Origin of the sequence: Streptomyces sp. MUM 203J, from assembly GCF_022414595.1 — a bacterium.
In the GTDB taxonomy this organism is placed as follows: Bacteria; Actinomycetota; Actinomycetes; order Streptomycetales; family Streptomycetaceae; genus Streptomyces.
Genome location: NZ_JADWYO010000021.1, coordinates 46,965 through 64,409, shown reverse-complemented (window position 1 = coordinate 64,409; position 17,445 = coordinate 46,965). Strand labels below are relative to the sequence as shown.

The window sequence follows — 17,445 nt, the reverse complement described above, 5'->3', positions numbered from 1 at the left end:
ACGACGCCCCGGCCCGCCTGCACCGATCCTCCCACGTCCGGCACCCGTCCCGAGTCCGGGTCCAGCAGTCGGACGGACCGCGCCGAGCGGAACAGCCTGTTCAGCGGGTTGCGAGCGCCGCCTCGCCGGCGGCGCGCATGGCGTCGAGCGGGGCCGGGGAGCGGCCCGTCATCTGCTCGACCTGGAGGACGGCCTGGTGGACCAGGAGGTCCAGGCCGCCGACGACCTGGCCGCCGCCCTCCGCCCACGCGGAGGCCAGCGGGGTGGGCCACGGGTCGTACAGCACGTCGAAGAGGGTGCCGGGCCGCTCGGGTACGTAGGGGGCGAGGGTGTCGGTGGAGCCCGCCGGGGTCGTGGCGATCACGAGCGGTGCGTCGAAGGCGTGGACCGCCTCCTCCCAGTGGGCGGTGTGCACCTCCACGCCGAGGCGCACGCCCCAGCCGCGCATCTCCTCCGCCCGCGCCTCACTCCGTACGAACGCGGTGACCGGGCCCGTGCAGATCCGGGCCAGCGCGGCGAGCGCGGAGGAGGCGGTGGCGCCCGCGCCGAGGACGGCGGCGGCCTCCACCTTGTCCACGCCCCGCTCGCGCAGGGCGGCGACCATGCCGGGGATGTCGGTGTTGTCGCCGACCCGGCGTCCGTCGTCCGTGAGGACGACCGTGTTGACCGCCTCGACGGAGCGGGCGGTCTCGCTGATCTCGTCGAGCAGCGGGATGACGGCGCGCTTCAGCGGCATGGTGAGGGACAGGCCCGCCCAGGACGCGTCCAGCTCCGACTCGAAGAAGCCGGGCAGGCCCGCCTCGTCCACCTCGAAGCGGCCGTACGTCCAGTCCGTCAGGCCCAGCTCGGCGTAGGCGGCACGGTGCAGCACCGGGGAGAGGGAGTGCGCGATGGGCGAGCCGAGGACGGCCGCGCGCTTCGCAGTGCTCATTCGCCTGACCGCTTCCGTTCCTTCTCGTACTCGGCCACGTTCTTGTTGTGCTCGGCCAGCGTCTCCGAGAACACCGTCTTGTCCTCGTTGATGGACACGAAGTAGATCCACGGACCCGGAGCCGGGTTCATCGCGGACTCGACGGCGTCCTTGCCGGGGTTGCTGATCGGTCCCGGCGTGAGGCCCTTGATGTCGTACGTGTTGTACGGGTCCTTGATCTTCCGCATGTCGGCGACCGACCCGACGTCGAGGGTGCTCTCACCCCGGAGGTAGTTGACCGTCGAATCGAACTCCAGTCGCCCGACCGTCTCCGTGTTGTCCGGCTTGAGGCGGTTGTAGACGACCCGGGAGACCTTGTCGAAGTCGTGCTTGTACTTGCCCTCGACCTGCACCATGCTCGCGACCGTCAGGAGTTCCCACGGGCCCTTCAGGCCGAGGGACTTGGCCTTGGCTTCCATGTCGTGGACCGCGAACTCCTCGTTCGCGCGGGCGACCATCCTCTTGAGGACGTCCTCGGGCTTGCCGCCCTTCGGGGCCGGGTAGTCGGCCGGGTAGAGGAAGCCTTCCAGCGGGTCCTTGACGTTCGCGTGGCCCTTCGCCCAGTCGGGCAGGCCCAGCTCGCCGGCCTTGTCCTTGGCGGCCTTCGCCGTGGCTCCGTCCTCGAGGCCCAGCTTCGCGTCGATCAGCTTGTAGATGTCGGCGTTGCGTTTGCCCTCGGGGATGATGAGGACGCTGCGGCTCTCCTCCTTGAGCATCGCCTCGACCGCCGCCGCACCCGACATCTCCTTGTGCAGGACGTAGAACCCGTCCTGGATCTGGAGCCCTTTCTCGTGCTTGCTCTGGGCGTCGGTGAAGGCTTCGATGCTCTTCACCACGCCCGCGTCATAGAGGATCTTGCCGATCGCGGCGCCCCCCGCACCCGGGGGGATCTCGACCTGGGTCGTCTCCTTGATCCCCGTCCCCGTGTAGTCCGGAGCCGGGCCGAACCGGCCCTGGTAGAACTGGTAGCCGAAGTAGCCGACGCCGCCGAGGCCGCCCACCAGGACGGTGGCGACGAACAGGCACGCGACGCCGTTGCGGCTCTTGCGCTTCTTGGCCGGGGCACCGCCCCCGCGGCCACCGCGGCCACGCCGTCCCCTGGCGGGGGCGTCGTCGTCGGGGTCGTCGTCCTCAGGGGCGTCGCCCCGGTCGGCGCGGCGGCGCTCGTCGGCGGTGGGGCCGTCGAAGAAGGCCTGCTTCCCCTGCTCGGGGACCTCCGGGGCCGAAGGGGCTTCCGGAGCCTCTGGGGTTTGCGGCTGGTGGCCGGAAACCGCCGTTCCCTGGTCGCCGTTTCCGTACGCCCCGGCGTCGTACACCGACTCCGCGTGACGCTGTCCCGGGGGCTGCGGCGGCGGATACGCCTCGGGGGTGCTGTACAGGTCGGTGCCCTGGCCGCCGTAGGGATCAGGGTGCGGGGGCTGGGCCCCGTACGGCATCGCGGCCTGCTGGCCGGTTCCGGTGTCCCAGCCGCCGGTGTCCGTCCCGTACTGCTGCTGGGGCGTCACGCCCTGGCCGGTTCCGTACCCCTGGCCTGCGTACGGGTCGGAACCGTACGCCTGCTGCTGGTACGGCTCCTGGTGGCCGTGGCCCTGGATGTCGCCGTACTGCTGCTGCGGCTGCGCGGGCTGCTGCTGGTAGTACGGGTCGTTGCCGGGTTGCTGCTGCCCGGACCAGCCCTGGTCCCCGTACTCCCCGTACAGGGGGTCCTGAGGGTGCCAGGGCTGGGAGCCGGGCCTGCCGCCGTACTCAGTCATCGATCCCCAAACAGCCGCGAGGCTTCCGGGACGTCCGCCTCTACGTCGTACGGCAGCTGTTCGAACGCCACCGCATTGCGCGGAACGTTACCGTATCGCGATCAGATGACCACTTCGACGCCCTCGCCGGGTGGATTACCCGATACCCGTTCGGACTCAAGAGCGTTCTGAAGGATGATCACAGCGGCTGCCTGGTCGATGACCGAGCGGCCCTTCTTGGACTTCACTCCGGAGGCGCGCAGCCCCTGGCTCGCGGACACCGTGGTCATGCGCTCGTCGACCAGGCGTACGGGGACGGGGACGATGCCCCGGGCCAGCTCGCGGGCGAAGACGCGGACCTTGGCGGCGGCCGGACCCTCCCGCCCGCTGAGCGAGCGGGGCAGTCCGACGACGACCTCCAGCGGCTCGTACTCCTCCACGAGCTGCCGCAGGCGCCGGTGGGCGGCCGGGACGTCCCGTCCCGGCACGGTCTCCACGGGGGTGGCGAGGAGCCCGTCGGGGTCGCACGAGGCGACCCCGATCCGGGCGTCCCCGACATCGATCGCCAGCCGGCGTCCGCGTCTCATGGCCCCACCCATCAGGCGGACTCGGAGACCAGGCGCTCGACGGCCGCGATGGCGTCCCCGACGGCCTCCGGGTTCTGGCCGCCGCCCTGGGCGACGTCCGGCTTGCCGCCACCGCCGCCGCCGAGGGTCTTGGCGGCGGTGCGGACCAGGTCGCCGGCCTTGAGGCCGCGCTCGCGGGCGGTCTCGTTGGTGGCGATCACGGTCAGCGGGCGGCCGTTGGCCGTGGTGAACAGGGCGACGACGGCCGGGCGGCTCGCCGGGATGCGGCCGCGCACATCCAGGACCAGCCTGCGCAGGTCGTCGGCGCCGGTGCCGTCCGGGACCTGGCCGGTGACCAGGGCGACCCCGTGCACGTCACGGGCCGACTCGGCCAGTCCGGCGGCGGCCTGGAGGACCTTCTCGGCGCGGAACTTCTCGATCTCCTTCTCGGCGTCCTTCAGCTTGCCGAGCATGCCGGAGATCTTCTCCGGCAGTTCCTCGGGACGGCCCTTGACCAGCTCCTGGAGCTGCGCGACGACCGTGTGCTCCTTGGCGAGGAAGTTGTAGGCGTCGACGCCGACCAGGGCCTCGATACGGCGCACACCGGAGCCGATGGAGGACTCGCCCAGCAGCTTCACCAGGCCGAGCTGGGCGGTGTTGTGCACGTGCGTGCCGCCGCACAGCTCCTTGGAGAAGTCCCCGATGGTGACGACGCGGACCTGCTCGCCGTACTTCTCCCCGAACTCCGCGATGGCACCCTGCCGCTTGGCCTCGTCGATCGGCATGACCTCGGCGTGCACGTCGAGTTCGCGGGCCAGTACCTCGTTGATCTTCTGCTCGACGTCGGTGAGCACCGTGCCGGGAACGGCAGACGGGGCTCCGAAGTCGAAGCGGAAGCGTCCCGGCGAGTTCTCGGAGCCGGCCTGGGCGGCCGTCGGGCCGAGGGCGTCGCGCAGCGCCTGGTGGGTGAGGTGGGTGGCGCTGTGGGCGCGGGCGATGGCCCGGCGGCGTGTGACGTCGATGGTGGCGTAGGCGGTGGCGCCCACGGTGACCTCACCGACCTGGACGGAGCCCTTGTGCACGGACACGCCGGGCACGGGCTGCTGGACGTCGCGGATCTGGATCACGGCGCCGCTGTGCAGCTTGATCCGGCCCTGGTCGGCGAGCTGGCCGCCGCCCTCGGCGTAGAACGGGGTCCGGTCGAGGACGACCTCGACGTCGTCACCCTCGGAGGCGGCCGGGGAGGGCACGCCGTTGACGAGGAGGCCGACGACGGTCGTCTCGCCCTCCGTGTTGGTGTAGCCGGTGAACTCGGTGGCCCCGGAGCCGTCCGCGATCTCGCGGTAGGCGGTGACGTCGGCGTGGCCGGTCTTCTTGGCCTGGGCGTCGGCCTTGGCCCGCTCCCGCTGCTCCTTCATCAGGCGGCGGAAGCCGTCCTCGTCCACGCTCAGGCCCTGCTCGGCGGCCATCTCGAGGGTGAGGTCGATGGGGAAGCCCCAGGTGTCGTGGAGCAGGAACGCCTTGTCGCCGGCGAGGACGCTGGAGCCGGACTGCTTGGCCTCGGCGACGGCGCCGTCCAGGACGTTGGTCCCGGCGTTGAGCGTCTTGAGGAAGCGGGTCTCCTCCGCGAGGGCGACGGCCTCGATGCGCTTGCGGTCGGTCTCCAGTTCCGGGTACTGCTCACCCATCGTGGTGATGACCGTGTCGACGAGCCGGCCGACGACCGGGCCGGTGGCGCCGAGCAGGCGCATGTTGCGGATGGCACGGCGCATGATGCGCCGCAGGACGTAGCCGCGGCCCTCGTTGCCGGGGGTGACACCGTCACCGATCAGCATGACGGAGGTGCGCATGTGGTCCGCGACCACGCGCAGGGAGACGTCGGAGTCGTCGGCCTGGCCGTAGCGGACACCGGTGAGCTCGGTGGCCTGGTCGATGACGACCTTCAGGGTGTCGGTCTCGTACATGTTCCTGACGCCCTGGAGGATCATCGCCAGGCGTTCCATGCCGAGGCCCGTGTCGATGTTCTTGCTCGGCAGGTCCCCGAGGATCTCGAAGTCCTCCTTGCCGATGCCCCTGCCCCGCTCGTACTGCATGAAGACGAGGTTCCAGATCTCGACGTACCGCTCGTCGTTGACGGCGGGGCCGCCCTCGACGCCGAACTCGGGGCCGCGGTCGTAGTTGATCTCGGAGCAGGGGCCGCAGGGGCCGGGGACGCCCATGGACCAGAAGTTGTCCTTCTTGCCTAGGCGCTGGATGCGCTCGGCGGGGACGCCGACGACGTCGCGCCAGATCTGCTCGGCCTCGTCGTCGTCCTGGTAGACGGTGATCCAGAGCCGCTCCGGGTCGAGGCCGTAGCCACCGTGCTCGACGGAGCCGGTGAGCAGCTCCCAGGCGAGCTTGATGGCGCCTTCCTTGAAGTAGTCCCCGAAGGAGAAGTTGCCGCACATCTGGAAGAACGTGCCGTGCCGGGTGGTCTTGCCGACCTCTTCGATGTCCGGGGTGCGGACGCACTTCTGGACGCTGGCGGCGCGCGCGAACGGCGGCTTGACCTCGCCGAGGAAGTACGGCTTGAACGGGACCATGCCCGCGGGGACGAGGAGGAGAGTCGGGTCGTCCGCGATGAGCGACGCCGAAGGCACGACGGTGTGCCCGCGCTCCTCGAAGAAGCTCAGCCAGCGGCGGCGGATTTCAGCCGACTCCATCAGTGGTCCTCATTCCGGTTGTACGGGTGGGTGGGGTAGGTGCGGTCCCGGTGTACGGGTGCGGCGGCCGGGCCGAGCGCGGACCGGCGGGGTGCCGGGAGGGCCGGGTCCTCGGGAGCCTCCAGGCCGAGTGCCTGTTCCAGCTCCGCCTCGCGCTGGAGCATTCCCGCCCGGACGTCGAGTGCGAAGTCCTTGAGCCGGTGGCCCGCCTCGACCGCCTTGTCGGCGGCCTGGGCGGCGAGGCTCTCGGGGGTGAGCTGCTTCAGCTTGCGGTGGACCTTGTTGGTGGCCCACACACCGGCGGCGGCGCCGGCGGTGAACCAGAACGCTCGGCGGAACATGTGACGCCTCAGCCCTTCAGGTTCCGGCCGCGACGTGCCTTGGGCACCGTGCGGCCGACGATGACGGTACGCCGCGAGGGGCGGTCGGGCTTGTCGCCGCGGTCGCCGCCGAGTGCCCGGCGGACGCCGTAACCGAATGCGGCGACCTTGACGAGCGGGCCCCCGAAGGTGGACGCGACGGTGCTGGAGAGAGCGGACGCGTTGGAGGTGACCTCCTGCACGTCCGAGGCGATGGCGTCGACGCGGTCGAGCTGGTTCTGCGCGGAGCGCACGGTCGCGGAGGCATCGGCCAGCAGGGGAACCGCCTGCTCGGTCACATCCGCCACGAGCCGGGTGGTCGCCCTGAGCGTCTGGGCGAGCCTCACCAGCACCACGGCCAGGAAGGACACCAGGATCGCCCAGAAGACGGCCACCAGGATCCCGGCAACCTCTCCACCGGTCACTGCGCACCGCTCTCTGTTGGTCGAAGCACGTCGGGTTGCGATACCCGGAATACGTTCTCCGAGCCTATCGCGCCGGTGGTGGCGCTCCGAACCGGATTAGCGGCGACAGACCGGCCTCGTTTGTACGGAGCGCAGCGTGGTCGGTACGCTCCGTGTCCCATGCGACGGAGCAATCTCCCTGCCGAGCTGACCCGGTTCGTCGGACGCGCCCCGGAAAGAGCGGAACTGGACCGGCTGCTGCGGGAGTTCCGGCTGGTGACGGTGGTCGGGGTGGGCGGGGTCGGCAAGTCCCGGCTCGTGGTGAGAGCGGCGCGCGAGGCGCACGGGTCGGACGAGGCCTGCGGGTCGGACGAGGCCTGCGGGTCGCAGAAACGCTACTGCGACGGGGTGTGGCTGGCGGAACTGGCCGCCCTGCGTGACCCGGGCCTGGTGGACCACGCCCTGGTGAAGTCCCTGGGGCTGACCGACCAGACGAGCCGGCCGCCGCGCGAGGTCCTGGTGGAGCACCTGGCGGGCCGCAGCGCGCTGCTGGTGCTGGACGGGTTCGAGCACCTGGTGGACGCGTGCGCCGACCTGGTGCACCGGCTGCTGCGCAGCACTCCGGGGCTGACCGTGCTGGCGGCCGGGCGGCGTCCGCTGCGGGTGGACGGGGAGGCCGTGCTGGCACTGGCCCCGATGCCGGACGAGGACGCGGTGCGGCTGTTCACCGACCGGGCGGTGGCGACGTGCCCCGGGTTCACGGTGACGGATCCGGCCCCGGTACGGGAGGTGTGCCGGCGCCTGGACGGGATTCCGCTGGCGCTGGAGCTGGCCGCGGGGCGGCTTCCGGCGCTGAGCCTGGAACAACTGCTGCACCGGCTGGACGACCGGTTCCGGCTGCTGACCCACGGCAGCCGGGGTGCGGCGGCCCGCCATCAGACGCTGCGGACGGCGATCGGCTGGAGCCATGAGCTGTGCACGCCGGAGGAGCGTCTGCTGTGGGCGCGGCTCTCGGTCTTCGCGGGGCCGTTCGACCTGGAGGCCGTGGAGTACGTGTGCACGGGGCCGGACCTGCCGCCGGAGCGGGTGCTGGATGTGCTCGGCGAGCTGATCGCCCAGTCGGTGGTGGTGCGGGAGCAGACCCCGGCGGGGCCGCGGTACCGGGTGCTGGACACGGTCGCGGCGTACGGGGCGGAGTGGCTGGCGGCGCTGGGCGACGCGCAGCGGCTGCGCAGGCGGCACCGGGACTGGTACATGGGTCTGGCGACCTGGTGCGAACTGGAGTGGTTCAGCCCCCGGCAGGCGGAGGTCGCCGCCTGCGCGGACAGCGCGCTCCCGAATCTGCGGGCGGCGCTCGAACTGTGCCTGGAGATGCCGGGCGAGGCCCGTCTGGCGCAGCATCTGGCGGGGACGCTGTGGTTCTACTGGGTGGGCTGCGGGCGGCTCGCGGAGGGGCGGCACTGGCTGGACCGGGCGCTGGCGGCGGAGCCGGGGCAGCCGGACTCCGAGCGGCGCGCGGACCACGAGTCGGCGCGGCTGAAGGCGCTGTGGGTGCTGGGCTATGTGGCGATCCTGCAGGGGGACGGCACGGCGGCGGTGGGGGCGCTGCACGAGTGCGGGGAGCGGGCCGCGCTCGCCGGAAACGCGCTGGCCTCGGCGTACACGACGCACCGGATGGGGTGTCTGGCGCTGCTGTCGGACGACATGCCGGGGGCGGAGGAGCTGCTGGGCCGCGCGCTCACGGCGTACGGGGAGCTGGGGGAACTCAACAGCCAGGTGCTGATGGGGCAGGTGGAGCTGGCGATCGTCAAGGTGTTCCTGGGCGACCTGGAGACGGCGGTGGAGCTGTGCCGGGAGGTGCGGGAGACCTGTGAGGACCGCGGGGAGCGCTGGACCAGGGCCTACGCGCTGTACGTCCTGGCGTACGCGGCCTGGACCCGGGGCGACCACGGAGAGGCGCGGGAGCTGCTGGACGAGTGCGTGACCGTGAACCACACGTTCCGCGATCTTGTGGGCCTGGTGCTGGCGGTCGAGCTGCTGGCGTTGGTGACGGCGAGCGAGGGCGACCCGGTGGAGGCGGCGGTGCTGCAGGGGGCGGCGGGCCGCATGTGGGAGGCGGTGGGGCCGCCGCTGTTCGGGTCGGCGTACTTCAGCGCGCCCCGGCGGCTGTGCGAGGGGCGCGCCCGGGAGGTGCTGGGGCAGCGGCGGTTCGAGGAGTACGTCTCGGAGGGGCGCTCCCTGTCGCTGGACGCGGCCGTGCGGCGGGCTCTGTCGGTGCGGCCCCGCCGGGCGCCCGCGCGGACGGAGGGCGAGCGCGCGCGAGGCGGGCAGGGCAGGCTGCCGGACATGCGAAAGCCCGCCGGCTCCCCCACCGCGCAGGGCGGGGAGACGGCGGGCTGACAGCCGCTGCGGTGCTCGGCGCACCGCGCAAGCGGATCGCGGTTCGGTACCGCGCCCGGGTCAGCGGGCGTAGTACTCGACGACGAGCTGCTCGTCGCAGATGACCGGGATCTCCTTGCGGTTCGGGTCGCGGTCCAGGCGGAAGGCCAGGGCCTTCAGGTTGACCTGGAGGTAGCGGGGGGTCTCGCCGTCGGGGGCGAAGCCACCCTCGCGGGCGACCTGGAAGAGCGCCTTGCTGCGGGAGCGCTCGCGGACCATCACGACGTCGTCCGGGCGGACGCGGAAGGACGGCTTGTCGACCTTCTGGCCGTTGACCTGGATGTGGCCGTGGACGACCATCTGGCGGGCCTGGTAGATGGTGCGGGCGATGCCCGAACGCAGGACCAGGGCGTCGAGACGACGCTCCAGCTCGACCACCAGGGCCTCGCCCGTCTTGCCCTCGGCCTTCTTGGCGCGGTCGTAGGCGCGGGCCATCTGGCGCTCGCTGATGTCGTACTGGGCACGCAGGCGCTGCTTCTCCAGCAGACGGACCTTGTAGTCCGAGTTCTGCTTGCGGCCACGGCCGTGCTCACCCGGGGGGTACGGGCGGGCCTCGAAGTACTTGACAGCCTTCGGCGTCAGCGCGATACCGAGCGCGCGAGACCGCTTGACCTTGGGACGCGACTGGTTAGGCACGTTCTCCAGACCTCCGAAATAGGTTAGGTTAGGCTCACCTTACTCAAGGAGATCGCATGTCTCGCCCGGGGAACACCACGCGCATCACAGACAGCAGCACAGAGAACGACACCCCTTCTGCTTCTCAGCAGGGCGCCGGTGTGACGGAGGTCCGATCAGCTCATGGTCAGCCGCGTCCCAGCGGACTTGAAACCGCCCGGATGCCGTCAGCAGCCGAGCGCACACGAACTCTCGTACAGAGTACATGCTCCGCGACCCTGCTGATCCCCGGGGCCTGCGCCCCCGCCCCCGACCGGCTCCCGGCCGACCCGCTGTCGCCCGAGGCCCGCACCGTCGGCGGCGACGGCGAGATCCTGCTGCTCTACCCGGCCGACTCCCCCGCCGTACGGGCCGCCACCCACGCCCAGGACGACGAACTGCCCGCCGAACTGGAGCTGACGGACGTGGCACCCGTCGCCGTCCCCCACCGGATCCGCGCCCGCGCCCGGGTCCGCGGGTGGCTCACCTCACAGCCCGGCCTGGCCGAGCCCGGCCAGATGATGCTGCGCCTGGAGGTGGGCGACCTGTACGTGGACGATCTGTGGGGCTCCGGGCCCGTCGACACCGAGGCTTTCGCCGGCGCCCGGCCCGACCCGCTGCGGCGGCACGAGGCGGAACTGCTCCAGCACCTGGCCGCCGCGCACGGCGACCGGATGCTCGCGCTGGCCTCCCTGCTGGGGCGCGACCGGGCCCGTACCGACCCGCCCGTGCGACGGGTGGTGCCGCTGGCGCTGGACAGTTTCGGGCTGCGGGTGCGCTGCCGGGCCGCCGGGGGCGGGGTGTTCGACGCGCGCTTCGACTTCCCGGAGCCGGTACGGGAGGTGACCCGGCTGCGCCGGGCCATGCAGGCCCTGTTCGACGCGGCCGAGGAGGCTTCCGGACAGGATCCGGCCGGGCGCCGGAACCGCGAAGCCCGGGACGGCTGAGGCGCGCCCCGCGGATCGGACCCGCACCGCGGGGTCCGGCCCGCCGTACCCTCACCGCGCCGCGGCCGAGCCCGTGCCCTCGTCGCCGAGGCGCTCGCGGACCTTCTCCACCACGTCCGCGTACCGCGCCTCCGCCCCGTAGCGGGTCGGCTGGTAGTAGCGCCTGCCCTGGACGCCGTCCGGCGCGTACTGCTGCGCCGCGATCGCGCCCGGCACGTCGTGCGGGTACACATACCCCCGGGCGTGGCCCAGCTCGGCGGCGCCCCGGTAGTGCCCGTCGCGCAGGTGCGCCGGGACCGGGCCGGACAGTCCGGCGCGTACGTCCGCCTGGGCCGCCTGGATCGCGGTGGTCGCCGCGTTGGACTTGGGGGCCAGGGCGAGAGCGATCGTGGCGTGGCTCAGGGTGAGCGCCGCCTCCGGGAAACCGATCATCGCCACTGCCTGCGCCGCCGCCACCGCCAGCGGAAGAGCCGTCGGGTCCGCGAGCCCGATGTCCTCGCTCGCGGAGATCATCAGCCGCCGCGCGATGAACCGCGGGTCCTCCCCCGCCTCGATCATGCGGGCCAGATAGTGCAGTGCCGCGTCCACGTCGGAGCCGCGGATCGACTTGATCAGCGCGCTCGCCACGTCGTAGTGCTGGTCTCCCGCCCGGTCGTACTTCACGGCCGCCCGGTCGACGGTCTCCTCCAGGGTGGCGAGCGTGATCTCCGGTTCGCCCTTCGCGAGGGCCGACCCGGCCGCCGCCTCCAGCGCGGTCAGCGCCCGCCGCGCGTCCCCTCCGGCGATCCGCAGCAGATGCGCCTCCGCGTCCTGCGGCAGCTCCACGGCACCGCCCAGACCCCGCTCCTCGCCCAGTGCGCGCCTCAGCAGCCCGCGCAGGTCGTCGTCGGTGAGCGGCTCCAGAGTGAGCAGCAGCGAGCGGGACAGCAGGGGCGAGATCACCGAGAAGTACGGGTTCTCCGTCGTCGCGGCGATCAGCGTCACCCAGCGGTTCTCCACGGCCGGCAGCAGCGAGTCCTGCTGTGCCTTGCTGAAGCGGTGGATCTCGTCCAGGAACAGGACGGTCTCCTTGCCGAAACCGCCGGCCGCGCGCCGGGCGCCGTCGATGACGGCCCGGACCTCCTTCACCCCCGCCGTGATCGCGGAAAGTTCCACGAACCGCTTGTTGGTGGCCTTCGACACCACATACGCGAGCGTGGTCTTGCCGATGCCGGGCGGGCCCCACAGGATCACGGACGAGGACCCGGCCGGGCCTCCGCCGCCCTCCCCCACCAGCCGCCGCAGCGGCGAGCCGGGCTTCAGCAGATGCTGCTGGCCGACGACCTCGTCCAGGGTGCGCGGGCGCATCCGGACCGCCAGAGGGCTGCTGGTCGGGTCCTTCTCCTGGCGTTCCTCGGCTGCGGCGGTGAAAAGGTCGGGCTCCACGGCATGAAGCCTATGCCAGCCCGCCGACAGTCCCGACGGGCCGGTCAGCTGGTCCAGAAGTCCCACCAGCGGGTCAGGATCAGCATCCCGATGATCCCGATGTGCAGGACGGGCAGGAGCCAGGTGAACTCGTCGAGGAAACGCCGCAGCCAGCCGGGCGCGGGCAGCATCCCGTTGCGGACGTTGTACGAGGTCACGTACCAGAACATGACGATGGTCGCGACCCAGGCGAGATTGCACCACAGGCACAGGGCGCCGATCACGTACAGGGACTGCCACATCAGCCACATGCAGAAGCCGACACCGAAGAGCGTGCCCGCGTTCAGACCGAGCCAGTACCACCGCCGGTAGCGTGCGCCGGCCAGCAGCCCCACACCGATGGCGATGACCACGGAGTAGGCGACCAGGCCGATCATCGGGTTCGGGAAGCCGAACACCGAGGCCTGCTCGCTCTCCATGATGCTGCCGCAGGAGACGACCGGGTTAAGGCTGCAGCCCGGGGTGAAGTCCGGGTCCTCCAGCAGCTTGAACTTGTCGATCGTGATCACCCACGCGGCGAGCAGCCCCGCCGCGCCCGTGACGACCAGCATCCAGGCGAACGCCCGGCTCGCACCGAAGGTGCGGGAGCCCGAGGACACGTCGTCAACTGCTGCTTTCGTCGTCATACCGGCCGTTCCGTCGAGTGGGTGAAGTGGTGGGCGGACTGCTGTCGGGTGGCCGAAGCCGTGGTCATTCTGCCGGACAAGGAGCCTGCTCCGCCGTTCGGTTGGCATAAGGAGGGACCTTCGGCCACGGCGGGGGCCCAAGGGGTACGGGAAAGGGCGGGCACCCTGGGGTGCCCGCCCTCGGTTCCGTCTCCACGCGCGCGTGGGTCAGACCAGCTTGTCCTTCAGCAGTGTCACGACCGCGTCCATGGCGACCGCCTCCTGCCCGCCGGATTCCATGTCCTTGAGCTGGACGACGCCCTCCGCGAGGTCACGCTCGCCGGCGATCACCGCGAAACGGGCACCGGAGCGGTTGGCGTTCTTCATGCCGGCCTTCATGCTCTTGCCGCCGTAGGCCATGTCCGTGGCGACACCGGCCTTGCGCAGCTCCGTCACCAGCGCGAACAGGCGCTGCTTGGCCTCGTCGCCCAGGGCCACGGCATACACACTGGTGCTCGCCGGGATGTCCAGCTCGACGCCCTCCGCCTCCAGCGCCAGCACCGTGCGGTCCACGCCGAGAGCCCAGCCGACGGACGGGAGGGCCGGGCCGCCGATCATCTCGGACAGGCCGTCGTAACGGCCGCCGCCGCCCACCGCGGACTGGGAGCCGAGACCGTCGTGGACGAACTCGAACGTCGTCCGCGTGTAGTAGTCGAGGCCACGCACCAGCTTCACGTCGTCCTCGAACACGACACCCGCCGCCGACAGCAGCTCGCGTACCTCCTTGTGGTACGCCCGGCAGGCGTCGCACAGGTAGTCCGAGAGCAGCGGGGCGCCGTCCAGCTGCTTCTGCACCTCGGCACGCTTGTCGTCGAGGACGCGCAGGGGGTTGATGTCGATGCGCCGCCGGGTGTCCTCGTCCAGGTCGAGGCCGCGCAGGAACTCCTGGAGGGCCGCCCGGTAGACGGGGCGGCACTCCTTGTCCCCGAGGCTGTTCAGCAGGATGCGGAAGTTCCGCAGGCCCAGCGAGCGGTACGCCTGGTCGGCCAGGATGATCAGCTCGGCGTCGAGCGCCGGGTCCTCGGCACCGATCGCCTCGGCGCCCACCTGGGAGAAGTGGCGGTAGCGGCCCTTCTGCGGGCGCTCGTAGCGGTAGTACGAGCCGGAGTACCAGAGCTTGACGGGGAGGTTGCCGGTCTTGTGGAGGTTGGCCTCCAGGGCGGCACGCAGCACGGACGCCGTGCCTTCGGGGCGCAGGGCCAGCCTGTCGCCGCCCTTCGTCTCGAAGGCGTACATCTCCTTCGTCACGATGTCCGTGGACTCGCCCACACCACGTGCGAACAGCTCGATGTTCTCGAAGCCGGGCGTCTCGATGTAGCCGTACCCGGAGTTCCGCAGCGGCGCGGCGATCGCCTCGCGCACGGCCAGGAAGGTGGCGGAATCGGGGGGCAGGAGGTCGTAGGTGCCCTTGGGGGCCTTGAAGGTGTTCACGAAGTCTCTCGTCACATTCCTCGTCGGGGAGCGGCGGCGCTCCCGAGGCCGGCGGCCACCTGCCGCAGATAGGGGTTGGTGGCGCGCTCCTGGCCGATGGTCGTCTGGGGGCCGTGTCCGGACAGCACCACGGTCGAGTCGTCGAGCGGCAGGCACACACGGGCCAGCGAGCCGAGCATCTCGTCCATGTCACCGCCGGGCAGGTCGGTGCGTCCGACGGAGCCGGCGAAGAGCAGGTCGCCGGAGAAGAACACGGACGGGATGTCCGAGGTCTCCGGGAGCCTGAACGTCACCGACCCCTTGGTATGGCCGGGCGCGTGCGCGACGGTCAGCTCCAGACCGGCCAGCTCCAGTGCGGCGCCGTCGGTCAGCTCGTGGACGTCGTCCGGTTCGCCCACGGTCAGCTCCCCCATGAGCTGCGTGCCGATGGAACGGCCGAGCGCCTTCTCGGGGTCGCTCATCATGTAGCGGTCGGCCGGGTGGATCCAGGCGGGCACGTCGTGGGCGCCGCAGACCGGGACGACCGAGGCGACATGGTCGAGGTGGCCGTGCGTGAGCACGACGGCGACGGGCTTGAGCCGATGCTTCTTCAGCGTCTCCTCGACCCCCTGGGCGGCCTGGTGGCCCGGGTCGATGATCACGCACTCCTCACCTGTGGCGGGGGCGACCAGATAGCAGTTGGTCCCCCAGGCCCCGGCGGGGAACCCGGCAATAAGCACGATCGTCCTCAGATAGTCGTCCGGCAGGAAGAATGCAGCAGATCAGAGGGTACCGGCGCTGCTCCTTCCCGGGCCAACCCGTATACGGTACGGGGCACACAAGCCCCGGTACGAAACCGACCAGAGCCCACGAGGAGAGACACCCGGTGGTCAGCAGCGATCAGCGGCGGCGGCAGCTCGCCAGGAAGAAGCTCGAGCGGCAGCGGCAGCGGCAGGAGGAGGCCCGCCGGAAGGCCAAGCGCCGCAACGCGGTGATCGCGGCGGCCCTCACCGTCGCCCTCGCCGCGAGCGCGGGCGCGTACGCGACGGGCGTGCTGAGCGGCGGCGACAAGGACGGCGAGGGCGCCGCGGGTGCGAGCGCCGACCCGGCCACCAGCGGGCCCGCCTCGTCGCCCGAGCCGTCGATGGCGGTCGACCGGAAGGCGAAGTACACGATGGAGCTCAGGACGAACCGGGGCGACATCACGATCGCGATGGACGCGGCGAAGACGCCTCGCACGGTGAACTCGTTCCAGTACCTCGCGGACCAGAAGTACTTCGACGGCACCGCGTGCCACCGGCTGACGACCGCGCCGGCCCCCATCTCCGTGCTGCAGTGCGGCGACCCGCAGGGCGACGGCTACGGCGGCCCGGGCTACGACCTGCCCGACGAGAACCTGGACGCGCTCGGCAAGGCCGGGACCGACGGCACCGTCACGTACAAGGCCGGGACCGTCGCCATGGCGAACAGCGGCCCGGACACGGCGGGCAGCCAGTTCTTCCTGGTGTACGAGGACAGTCGGCTGCCACCCGGTTACACGCCGTTCGGCACCATGGACGAGGCGGGCCTGAAGGCCGTGCGGGAGGTCGCCGAGGGCGGCGCCGAGGGCACGGCGGGCGACGGCAGGCCGAAGAAGCCCGTGACCATTGAAAAGGCAACCGTCACCAGGAAATGAGCCTCCCGCGTTCCTCTACGGGAATGCGGGGCAATTCGGTGGCGCTGAGTGCGGACAGCCGGGCGGCCGTTCGCCTAGATTGGCGTTGTGCAGCGCGTACGGGGTCCCTCGGACCCGGTACGCGGGCCGTGGAGGGCGGGCGAGGCCCGTCCCAGGAAACTGTGGACGATGCCCAGGGGGTCGACGGCCCCCTCAGCGGCATCATGTGGAGGAGGCGTCGTGAGCAGCGACCCGTGGGGCCGCGTCGACGAGACGGGCACCGTGTACGTGCGTACCGCCGATGGCGAGAAGGTCGTCGGATCGTGGCAGGCGGGCAGTCCTGAGGAGGCCCTGGCCTACTTCGAGCGCAAGTACGAGGGCTTGGTTGTGGAGATCGGCCTCCTCGAGCGGCGGGTGAAGACGACCGACCTGTCCGCGAAGGACGCGATGACCGCGATCGACCATCTGCGGACGCAGGTGGTCGAGCATCACGCGGTCGGGGATCTCGACGCGCTCGCCAGGCGGCTCGACAAGCTCGTCGAGACCGTGGAGGCGCGCCGCCAGCAGCGCAAGGCCCAGAAGGCGCGGCAGTCCGAGGAGGCGCGGCGCGCCAAGGAGGAGCTGGTCGCGGAGGCGGAGCAGCTGGCGCAGAGCGAGCAGTGGCGGGCGGCCGGTGAGCGGCTGCGGGCCCTGGTGGACACCTGGAAGGGCCTGCCCCGGCTGGACCGCAAGTCCGACGACGAGCTGTGGCACCGGTTCTCGCATGCCCGGTCGGCGTTCTCGAAGCGGCGCAAGGCGCACTTCGCGCAGCTGGACGCGCAGCGCGAGGACGCCCGGCGGATCAAGGAGCGGCTGGTCGTGGAGGCCGAGTCGCTCCAGGACTCGACGGACTGGGGTGCGACGGCGGCGCGCTACCGCGAGCTGATGGCCGAGTGGAAGGCCGCAGGCCGTGCGCAGCGCGAGCACGAGGACGCGCTGTGGAACCGCTTCCGCGGTGCCCAGGACGTGTTCTTCGCGGCCCGGGCCTCGGTGTTCGCGGAGCGGGACGCGGAGCAGGCGGAGAACCTCAAGCTGAAGGAGGAGCTGGCCACCGAGGCCGAGAAGCTGGTGCCGGTGACGGACCTGAAGGCGGCGCGGGCCGCGTTCCGGGACATCAACGAGCGCTGGGAGGCCATCGGCCATGTGCCGCGCGACGCCCGGCCGAAGGTCGAGGGGCGGATGCACGCGGTGGAGCGGGCGCTCCAGGACGCCGAGGAGACCGAGTGGCGGCGCACCAACCCGGAGGCGCGGGCGCGGGCCGCGGGTCTGACGGGCCAGCTCCAGGAGGCCGTCGACAAACTGCGCAAGCAGATCGACGCGGCGCGCGCCGCGGGCAACGACGCCAAGGCGGAGAAGCTCTCGCGTGAGCTGGAGGGCCGCCAGGCGCTGCTGGAGCAGGCCCTGAAGGGCCTGCAGGAGTTCGGCGGCTGAACCCGCCG

General features: G+C 71.6%; 15 protein-coding genes. 4 read left to right on the top strand and 11 right to left on the bottom strand.

Translation table 11 applies throughout. The features are described from left to right. Nucleotides 1–100 precede the first annotated feature (100 nt). From I3F58_RS13715 to I3F58_RS13690, 6 genes are all read right to left on the bottom strand, one after another. A complete protein-coding gene (locus tag I3F58_RS13715) occupies nt 101–931 on the bottom strand; it encodes a shikimate dehydrogenase (protein WP_240108675.1) in 831 nt (276 codons plus the stop codon). Next, complete coding sequence (mltG, locus tag I3F58_RS13710) at nt 928–2,724, bottom strand: endolytic transglycosylase MltG (RefSeq protein ID WP_240108673.1); 1,797 nt, start codon at nt 2,722–2,724, stop codon at nt 928–930. Before mltG ends, I3F58_RS13715 begins: the two co-directional genes overlap by 4 nt. A gap of 101 nt (nt 2,725–2,825) precedes the next feature. After that, nucleotides 2,826–3,290, bottom strand: coding sequence for a Holliday junction resolvase RuvX (gene ruvX / locus I3F58_RS13705; protein ID WP_240108672.1), 465 nt, complete (start codon nt 3,288–3,290; stop codon nt 2,826–2,828). 11 nt (nt 3,291–3,301) lie between these two features. Further along, nucleotides 3,302–5,971: an alanine--tRNA ligase gene (gene alaS, locus I3F58_RS13700; RefSeq protein WP_240108670.1), complete on the bottom strand. Its 2,670-nt coding sequence runs from the start codon at nt 5,969–5,971 to the stop codon at nt 3,302–3,304. Beyond that, nucleotides 5,971–6,312 (bottom strand): DUF6167 family protein, encoded by a 342-nt coding sequence (locus I3F58_RS13695; RefSeq protein WP_240108669.1) that lies wholly within the window; start codon nt 6,310–6,312, stop codon nt 5,971–5,973. The genes alaS and I3F58_RS13695 overlap by 1 nt, the downstream gene beginning before the upstream one ends. A gap of 8 nt (nt 6,313–6,320) precedes the next feature. Then, nucleotides 6,321–6,755 carry a DUF948 domain-containing protein gene (locus I3F58_RS13690; protein ID WP_240108668.1) on the bottom strand — a complete coding sequence of 145 codons (435 nt, stop codon included), beginning with the start codon at nt 6,753–6,755 and terminating at the stop codon, nt 6,321–6,323. Between the two features lie 159 nt (nt 6,756–6,914). Here I3F58_RS13690 and I3F58_RS13685 point away from each other — a divergent pair, with 159 nt between their 5' ends. Further along, nucleotides 6,915–9,134 carry a regulator gene (locus tag I3F58_RS13685; RefSeq protein ID WP_240108666.1) on the top strand — a complete coding sequence of 740 codons (2,220 nt, stop codon included), beginning with the start codon at nt 6,915–6,917 and terminating at the stop codon, nt 9,132–9,134. 60 nt (nt 9,135–9,194) lie between these two features. Here the strand turns inward: I3F58_RS13685 and rpsD are convergent, their stop codons facing one another. Further along, entirely contained in the window at nt 9,195–9,809 is a 615-nt protein-coding gene (gene rpsD / locus I3F58_RS13680; protein ID WP_240108665.1) for a 30S ribosomal protein S4, read from the bottom strand. 200 nt (nt 9,810–10,009) lie between these two features. Here rpsD and I3F58_RS13675 point away from each other — a divergent pair, with 200 nt between their 5' ends. Continuing rightward, a complete protein-coding gene (locus tag I3F58_RS13675) occupies nt 10,010–10,774 on the top strand; it encodes a DUF2470 domain-containing protein (protein ID WP_240108659.1) in 765 nt (254 codons plus the stop codon). Between the two features lie 51 nt (nt 10,775–10,825). Here the strand turns inward: I3F58_RS13675 and I3F58_RS13670 are convergent, their stop codons facing one another. The 4 genes from I3F58_RS13670 to I3F58_RS13655 all read right to left on the bottom strand — a co-directional run bounded on the left by I3F58_RS13670 (nt 10,826) and on the right by I3F58_RS13655 (nt 15,053). Then, on the bottom strand, nt 10,826–12,199 hold the full coding sequence (locus I3F58_RS13670) for a replication-associated recombination protein A (protein ID WP_240108658.1): 1,374 nt from the start codon (nt 12,197–12,199) through the stop codon (nt 10,826–10,828). Nucleotides 12,200–12,243: 44 nt separating this feature from the next. Beyond that, nucleotides 12,244–12,864: a vitamin K epoxide reductase family protein gene (locus I3F58_RS13665; protein ID WP_240108656.1), complete on the bottom strand. Its 621-nt coding sequence runs from the start codon at nt 12,862–12,864 to the stop codon at nt 12,244–12,246. 207 nt (nt 12,865–13,071) lie between these two features. Continuing rightward, on the bottom strand, nt 13,072–14,334 hold the full coding sequence (gene hisS, locus I3F58_RS13660; protein ID WP_240108655.1) for a histidine--tRNA ligase: 1,263 nt from the start codon (nt 14,332–14,334) through the stop codon (nt 13,072–13,074). Between the two features lie 11 nt (nt 14,335–14,345). Beyond that, nucleotides 14,346–15,053: an MBL fold metallo-hydrolase gene (locus I3F58_RS13655; protein ID WP_240108653.1), complete on the bottom strand. Its 708-nt coding sequence runs from the start codon at nt 15,051–15,053 to the stop codon at nt 14,346–14,348. A 146-nt stretch (nt 15,054–15,199) separates the two neighbouring features. Here I3F58_RS13655 and I3F58_RS13650 point away from each other — a divergent pair, with 146 nt between their 5' ends. Both I3F58_RS13650 and I3F58_RS13645 read left to right on the top strand, forming a co-directional pair. Continuing rightward, nucleotides 15,200–15,988, top strand: a complete 789-nt coding sequence (locus tag I3F58_RS13650) for a peptidylprolyl isomerase (protein WP_240108651.1) — start codon at nt 15,200–15,202, stop codon at nt 15,986–15,988. 219 nt (nt 15,989–16,207) lie between these two features. After that, nucleotides 16,208–17,437 carry a DUF349 domain-containing protein gene (locus I3F58_RS13645; RefSeq protein WP_240108650.1) on the top strand — a complete coding sequence of 410 codons (1,230 nt, stop codon included), beginning with the start codon at nt 16,208–16,210 and terminating at the stop codon, nt 17,435–17,437. Nucleotides 17,438–17,445: the final 8 nt, after the last annotated feature.

Bases quoted from the DNA above. Each gene is read 5' to 3' on its own strand.
- I3F58_RS13715 (WP_240108675.1), bottom strand. From the start codon at position 931: ATGAGCACTGCGAAGCGCGCGGCCGTCCTCGGCTCGCCCATCGCGCAC.
- mltG (WP_240108673.1), bottom strand. From the start codon at position 2,724: ATGACTGAGTACGGCGGCAGGCCCGGCTCCCAGCCCTGGCACCCTCAG.
- ruvX (WP_240108672.1), bottom strand. From the start codon at position 3,290: ATGAGACGCGGACGCCGGCTGGCGATCGATGTCGGGGACGCCCGGATC.
- alaS (WP_240108670.1), bottom strand. From the start codon at position 5,971: ATGGAGTCGGCTGAAATCCGCCGCCGCTGGCTGAGCTTCTTCGAGGAG.
- I3F58_RS13695 (WP_240108669.1), bottom strand. From the start codon at position 6,312: ATGTTCCGCCGAGCGTTCTGGTTCACCGCCGGCGCCGCCGCCGGTGTG.
- I3F58_RS13685 (WP_240108666.1), top strand. From the start codon at position 6,915: ATGCGACGGAGCAATCTCCCTGCCGAGCTGACCCGGTTCGTCGGACGC.
- I3F58_RS13675 (WP_240108659.1), top strand. From the start codon at position 10,010: ATGCCGTCAGCAGCCGAGCGCACACGAACTCTCGTACAGAGTACATGC.
- I3F58_RS13665 (WP_240108656.1), bottom strand. From the start codon at position 12,864: ATGACGACGAAAGCAGCAGTTGACGACGTGTCCTCGGGCTCCCGCACC.